At 37.8% G+C, this 6,322-nt stretch carries 3 protein-coding genes and 3 pseudogenes; all 6 read right to left on the bottom strand.

Annotation, left to right across the window (positions count from 1 at the left end; all coding sequences use genetic code 11):
* A pseudogene (locus FFO06_RS20435) lies at window positions 1-199 on the bottom strand (addiction module component); the annotation flags it as partial.
* Between the two features lie 559 nt (window positions 200-758).
* Window positions 759-1,610: pseudogene (locus tag FFO06_RS20430) on the bottom strand (Uma2 family endonuclease).
* 382 nt (window positions 1,611-1,992) lie between these two features.
* Entirely contained in the window at window positions 1,993-2,661 is a 669-nt protein-coding gene (locus tag FFO06_RS20425) for a Uma2 family endonuclease (protein WP_137909672.1), read from the bottom strand.
* Window positions 2,662-2,745: 84 nt separating this feature from the next.
* Window positions 2,746-2,847: pseudogene (locus FFO06_RS22645) on the bottom strand (hypothetical protein); the annotation flags it as partial.
* Window positions 2,848-3,067: 220 nt separating this feature from the next.
* Complete coding sequence (locus tag FFO06_RS20415) at window positions 3,068-4,273, bottom strand: glycosyltransferase (protein WP_137909671.1); 1,206 nt, start codon at window positions 4,271-4,273, stop codon at window positions 3,068-3,070.
* On the bottom strand, window positions 4,270-6,087 hold the full coding sequence (gene asnB, locus FFO06_RS20410) for an asparagine synthase (glutamine-hydrolyzing) (RefSeq protein ID WP_137909670.1): 1,818 nt from the start codon (window positions 6,085-6,087) through the stop codon (window positions 4,270-4,272). The genes FFO06_RS20415 and asnB overlap by 4 nt, the downstream gene beginning before the upstream one ends.
* Window positions 6,088-6,322 lie beyond the last annotated feature (235 nt).

The raw sequence follows: 6,322 nt of genomic DNA, 5'->3' as shown, positions 1-6,322 counted from the left end.
TGCGTAGCTGTTTGTCTATTTCAAATTTAGAAATACCCCAAGCCTTTAACGAGCCGAACTCATTCCACAAGTCAGAGCGTAGTTGTCCTAAACGCAAAGCAATTAAATCAAGTTCGTTAGATTTCCACGTATTTAGTTTTTTAGTCCCTAAAATAGCGATTCTGGTAACGGTTAACTGATTTTTAACTTTGAGTTTCATAGTCTAGACTCAGTACGTCTCTTGTTATTATACTTCTATTAAATCACATTGGCTACTAAATAGGTGAACGGAAAAAAAACGACATAAGTAACGAAAAGTAAAGTTGCCCGAAACCGTTCGGCTGACGCTCACGGCGAAGCCTCTTTTCTGTTCCCAGTTAAGAGTTAAGAGTTCCCTCACTATAACGACAATTTTTAACACCAACCTACTTATTTGGCTCATAAATATTTTGTTCTTCGGCTATTTTTTCCCTAAGTCAGCCCCCTCAAGCGGTTGTCTTGGGGTGATAGCCGAATTGTTTATAAACTTGTTCTGGGGTTAGGTATTTCATCTCGCGTTTAAATACGATTAACCCCAGTATACTACGTTATTTTGAGATTAAATCCCAAGACTAAATTCTTGTTTCCCCCCAAAGCATCAAGGACCAAAGCGGGTAATTTACAAGTCTTTTACCTGAGATTCTAACCATTGACTAAAAATAGCGATCGCCTCTTGGATTTTTGCTATAATTATTTCTGTTTGCTTGGCTAATTCTAATACTCTTTTCAGTTAATTTTCTTTAAATTTCATCTAAATTCACCCCCAAAGCCCGCAATTTTTCAGCTAATTTATCTGCTCGTTGTTTTTCCTGTTCTGCTCGTTGTTTTTCCTGTTCTGCTCGTTGTTTTTCCTGTTCTGCTCGTTGTTTTTCCTGTTCTGCGCTTTCAGCAAAAGTAGGAATCCAATCACCATCTTGATTATACCAACGTAGCCACAAACCTGCTGTACCTTGATATTTTCCCGCCCAAACTCCTACCCCTAATTCCAATTCAGGAAACCAGAATTTTGGTTCTACCAGTTCCACTGCTTGATATTTTGTCCCCAGTAATTGAAATACTCGGAGGCGATTTTCATATCTATCAAAGATAACATAGTAGGGCGATGCCTACGGCGAGCGAAGCTATCGCAAATACTGTTCATAAGCTTGCCATTTTGTCGGCGGTTTATTCGCACTTCTTAATATTTGTCCTAAATCTTCTGCTTCCGTACCTGGTGATAATAATTCTACTATTAAAAATGGAGCTAATCCTTCTTGCCAAATTACATAACTCCAGCGCATATCCTCCTGTTTTTCGGAAGCAGCTACACCTAAGACTAAAAACCAATCTGGTCTTTTATACCATGAATAATGACGACCATCATAGTATAAGTTTAAATCTGTACCAATGAACATTTCCTCCCTGGGATAAATGGGAGACTGACAGGTTTCCCGTAATAATTGCGGTTGAAAGTCATGAAATTCGTCTGGCAAACCTGGCTCCTCTGGATTTTCACTAGGTAAATCATACATGGTGGGCATGGTTTCCCAGGGTGGACGCGGATGAATTGTGGAGTCTAATTCATTAAGATCCTCACTGGGTAAATCATACATGATGGGCAGGTTTTTGTGCGGAGGTGCTTCACTTTGATACATGATGACTATCTCCTGTGTTTCATTGCCGTTGCCAAAATTCAACTATCTTAGGACTTACGCAAGCGTCACACCAAAAATCTGTTGTAAGGTGCTTTACTACTGCATAAATCTTGCAAATAAACGGATTGTTGATATCTAACGCACCCTACCAACTAATGTGCCAGGGTTGCCATATATCAATATTACCCAAACCAGTCGCTTAAAAACGACTTCAGCTATTAGCCAGGGAATTAATTCCCTGGCTTCCTTCCTGATTTTATCATTTGGTTTAATGATCCTGCAAATACCCAGCCAATGTCTTCTGAAACTGCTCGAAACCAAAAGTATTAATGAATTGCTCCTATGGTATTAGAGTATCAGGATTTATACCTAATTCTTTCAGTTTGGCGGCTAAACAATCAGCCCTGGCTTTTTCCTGCTCTGCCCTGGCTTTTTCCTGTTCAAGGCTTTTGCGTAGTTCTAACGGAGATAAGAAGAGATTGCCTTGATGATCATAAATATTTAGAGTTGACGCTGTTAGTTCAAACCGAATACCCAAACGAGGACTGTGCCAATGATCCATGTTTTCAATGGATATGAGTTCTTCGTCGGCTCTGGTAAAACCCATCAACTCATTAGAGTCTGGGTTATATATGTAGTATTCTTCCACATCATAGCGGTTATAGAATAACAATTTACGGCTCATTTCTTTGAGGGTATTGCCTGGAGACAAAATCTCAAACACTACTTGAGGGGCAATATTATCTTCTTGCCATTGCCGGTATGACCCCCGATCGCCTTTGGGTCGGCCAAAGGCCACGAGGACATCGGGGGCGACACGAATATCGGGACGACCTTCAACGGGATACCACAGCAGATCTCCTGCCACAAAAACGGTCTCGTCATTGGCAAAGAGGGAGTCGAGATTTTCTTTAATCAGGACAATCCAGCGAAATTGCTTGGTGTTATCTGCCATGGGCTGACCATCACTGTCGGGATAGATTATGGTTTTGTCTAGAGCTACAGTCATTGTTTTTGCCTCCCTCTACTCAATAGTTAAGTCATTAATATTTAATTCCTTCCATATACTAGGTAATTGGTAATAAAAACTCTATTATAGAAATTTCACAGGGACATCACTCTTTAAATGTAAAAAATCTAATTCCTCAATGCGATTATTTTCTAGTAATTTATAGGTTTCTTCCAGCCAAAGAAAATAATCTTGTTCCTAAAGAGCATTAATGGTGTTCATGAAAGCACCTAAGTATTGTTTACTCTAATATAGTATTATAGCTGCGATAGCGAAGCGCGACCTAGGAATCGCCCTATCGCTCCAAATCCTTTTTTCAAAAGTTGAGAACCCAGAGCGATCGCTTTTTCAGCTGTACTGCATTTAATGGCGTTGCTGAAACCAAGTATGAATTTGGGTGTAGAGTCTATAAATGTTTATTACCTTGAATGATATTTTCATACACGGAAACCATTTTTAACGCTATTTTATCCCATGTATAATTATCTAATATAAACTGCCGGGCGCGATAGCGAAGCGCTCCGTAGGAATCGCCCATTTCTTGAGATTTTTGAGGATGATTTAAGAAGTTTTCAATTGTAGTAGCAATATCATTAATATTAAGTTCTGTAACATATCCCAGATGTTGTTGCTGGACTATATCACTGAGTGCTACACCAGGGGTAATTATAACTGGAGTACCCGCAGCTAGGGATTCTAGAACTGATATACCAAAGTTTTCGGAATGGGAAGTTAGGGCAAATATATCTGCTCCTTGTATTAATAAGTCCTTGATTTCACCCTTGACAAATCCGGCAAAATATGTTATTCTCTCAATTCCATGAATTTTCACTAGAGTTTTTACCTCAGTTTCATAATCTGAATCGCCACTACCGGCGACAATGAATGTGAAGCGGTAATGAGATAACCTACCTAATGCTGGAATTAGGTAGTCTAAACCTTTTTTAGGATGTAAGCGAGATAAAAATAAGATAATTGGTTCATCTATGGGTAAATTAAAATGTTGTCGTAGACGTTGATAAGCATGAGGAATTGTATCGGGAATCGCAAGTCCGTGGGGGATGATAAAATTTGGGGAGGTTAAATTTAATAGGGCAGCTTCTTGTTGTTCTGCAACAGAGGTAAAATGAATTGATTGACTGTGATTAAGATTAGCTTTTTCGATAATTTTCAGATAGATTTGCTTTTTTCTAGCACTTTGCTGTAAAGACCATGTACATAATTGTCCTAGAGGACGAACAATATAGGGAATTTTTTGACAGCGGGCGATCGCCATTGCTATTGTAGAACTATAAGAGAAAATAGCATGAATATGTAACAAGTCATAATTACGGATATTTTGCCATAACCATATTGTTAATTCTCTGGAGAAAGCAAATTCTCTCACAGCGTGAATAGAAGGAGAAAATCGGGGAAAAAACTGGACAGGAACTTGTTGATAATTTATAAATTTTCTTAGAGGTACGTCTAATATATCTTCTCCATTATCATTAGTAGTGACAATTTCCGCATCAATATTATTTTTTCTTAAAGCTTTCACCATTTCTAAAATGGCTTGACTCGGACCGCCGCGAACAGTCGCAACTGAAGGAATTATATGGAGAACTTTCATGAGTTAATCTGCTCCCACCAATGGTTTAATATTGCTAAACTCCAACGACGATACCAAGGTTTAAGGGGTATATTTGGTGGGATATTTAGCTTTTGATGGACATTATGAAAATAATCGCCAAATTCACTATTCATCCAACTTTCAAAGGGAAAAGAAAAGCCTTTTTTCGGTCTATTTATTACCCAATCAGGTATTTCTGTAATTGCTTGTGTTAACAGTTTTTTCCCCTGTGCTAAACGAATATTACTAGGAATTGGTGCAACAGTTTCTAATAAAGTTTTATCCACAAAGGGAACACGCAATTCTAAACCCCAATTCATGCTCATGATATCACTATCTCGCAGTAATTGATTACGCATATAACCACTTAATTCTAAAAAGCTGACTTCATCTTCTGGGGTAGACCCCCACCCTAACCCTCCCCCTTGATAAGGGGGGACTAAGGGGGGTAATATAGGGATGCTTATTGATAATTGATTAATAATTAGACAAGCTTCTTGATGAGAAAAAATACCGCGAAAAGTATTATAAGCAGAAGCAAAACTAGGGGGTTGTTTTAAAAACTCACCGAATCTTTGCATTTTTAGTGAATTTCCCCAACGTTCTAATCCTAGACCCAAACCCGTACGGAGGAAAGGTAATCTATTTAGATTTTTACTCCATGCAACCATTTGGGGAACTTTTTGAAAAGACTTGTATCCACCAAATATTTCATCTCCTCCTAAACCTGATAATACTACTTTCATGCCATTGTCATGGGCAACTTTAGAGACACAAAATGTATTAAAGCCATCAATACTCGGTTGATCAATTGCTGCGAGGAAATCGGGTAATATGCTCTTAGCAAAGGATGATGTAACTTGATATTCTGTGTGTTTTGCACCAAAATGATTAGCGATTTTTTCAGCTAATTCTCCCTCATTGAATTCCGATTCAGCAAAAGCTATGGAATAGGTAGATAATTGTGATTGTTGGGTTTGGGTTGCTAGAGCGAGAATGGTTGTGGAGTCAATACCACCACTGAGGAAAATTCCCACGGGTACATCACTGATAAAATGATGTTGAATGGAATCTAATAAAGCTTTACGAACTATTTCTTGCGCTTCTGGAGGAGAAATTGCTTCAGGAGTAAAATTTATTTGCCAATATTGTTTTTTGGTAGTATTTCCATTGTGCCAATATAGCCAATTACCAGCGGATAAACAATGAATGTCAGCTATTAGAGTGTATGGTTCGGGAACTGAACCGGTTGTTAAATAACCATATAATCCTTCCACACTCATATTAATTGCAGGTAAACCAGATGCTAAAACTGCTCTGAGTTCGGAAGCAAATACTAAAGTTGTACCTAATTGGTAATAGTAAAGTGGTTTAATTCCTAAAGGGTCACGAGCTAAAAAACAAGTTTTTTCTAAATCATCCCAAATCGCAAAAGCAAACATTCCTCGTAAATGTTGGACACAATCAGAACCGATTCTTTGATAGAGTTTGAGAATTACTTCTGTATCTGTTTGAGAATGAAATTTTTCACCTTGGGAAATAAGATTTTCTCGTAATTCTTGAAAGTTGTAAATTTCTCCATTAAATGTAATATGATAGCGGTTGTCAGTGGTGGACATAGGTTGATGTCCAGCAGCACTGAGATCAAGAATAGAAAGTCGAGTGTGAGCTAAAGCTGCTTGTTTGTCAGTTGAAATATAAATACCTGCATCATCGGGACCACGATGTTTTAGTGCTGTTTGCATCTTTTCGATTTTTGCTTCTAAACTTCCATCGTCGGTATTTAGTTTGATAACACCTGCAATTCCGCACATAGATTATCCTTCGTATATATATATATATATATATATAATCTTAAATTGGTATAAAACTGGAATTTAGTTATTGGATTTAACTATGAACTAAATAGATATTTCTCTATGATACAGCAGTTTCCGAAGTTATGAGGTACAGTTAGTAATAATAAAGATAATACTGTCATGAAAGCATATTCAGTGGATCTCCGAGAAAAAATAGTTGCAGCCCATATTGAGGAAAAAATATCAATTC

This window comes from Dolichospermum planctonicum (assembly GCF_005402965.1).
Classification (GTDB): domain Bacteria; phylum Cyanobacteriota; class Cyanobacteriia; order Cyanobacteriales; family Nostocaceae; genus Dolichospermum; species Dolichospermum planctonicum.
Note: the sequence above shows the minus strand (reverse complement) of the source record. Positions and strands in the feature narration are given on the sequence as shown.

Bases quoted from the DNA above. Each gene is read 5' to 3' on its own strand.
- FFO06_RS20425 (WP_137909672.1), bottom strand. From the start codon at position 2,661: ATGACTGTAGCTCTAGACAAAACCATAATCTATCCCGACAGTGATGGT.
- FFO06_RS20415 (WP_137909671.1), bottom strand. From the start codon at position 4,273: ATGAAAGTTCTCCATATAATTCCTTCAGTTGCGACTGTTCGCGGCGGT.
- asnB (WP_137909670.1), bottom strand. From the start codon at position 6,087: ATGTGCGGAATTGCAGGTGTTATCAAACTAAATACCGACGATGGAAGT.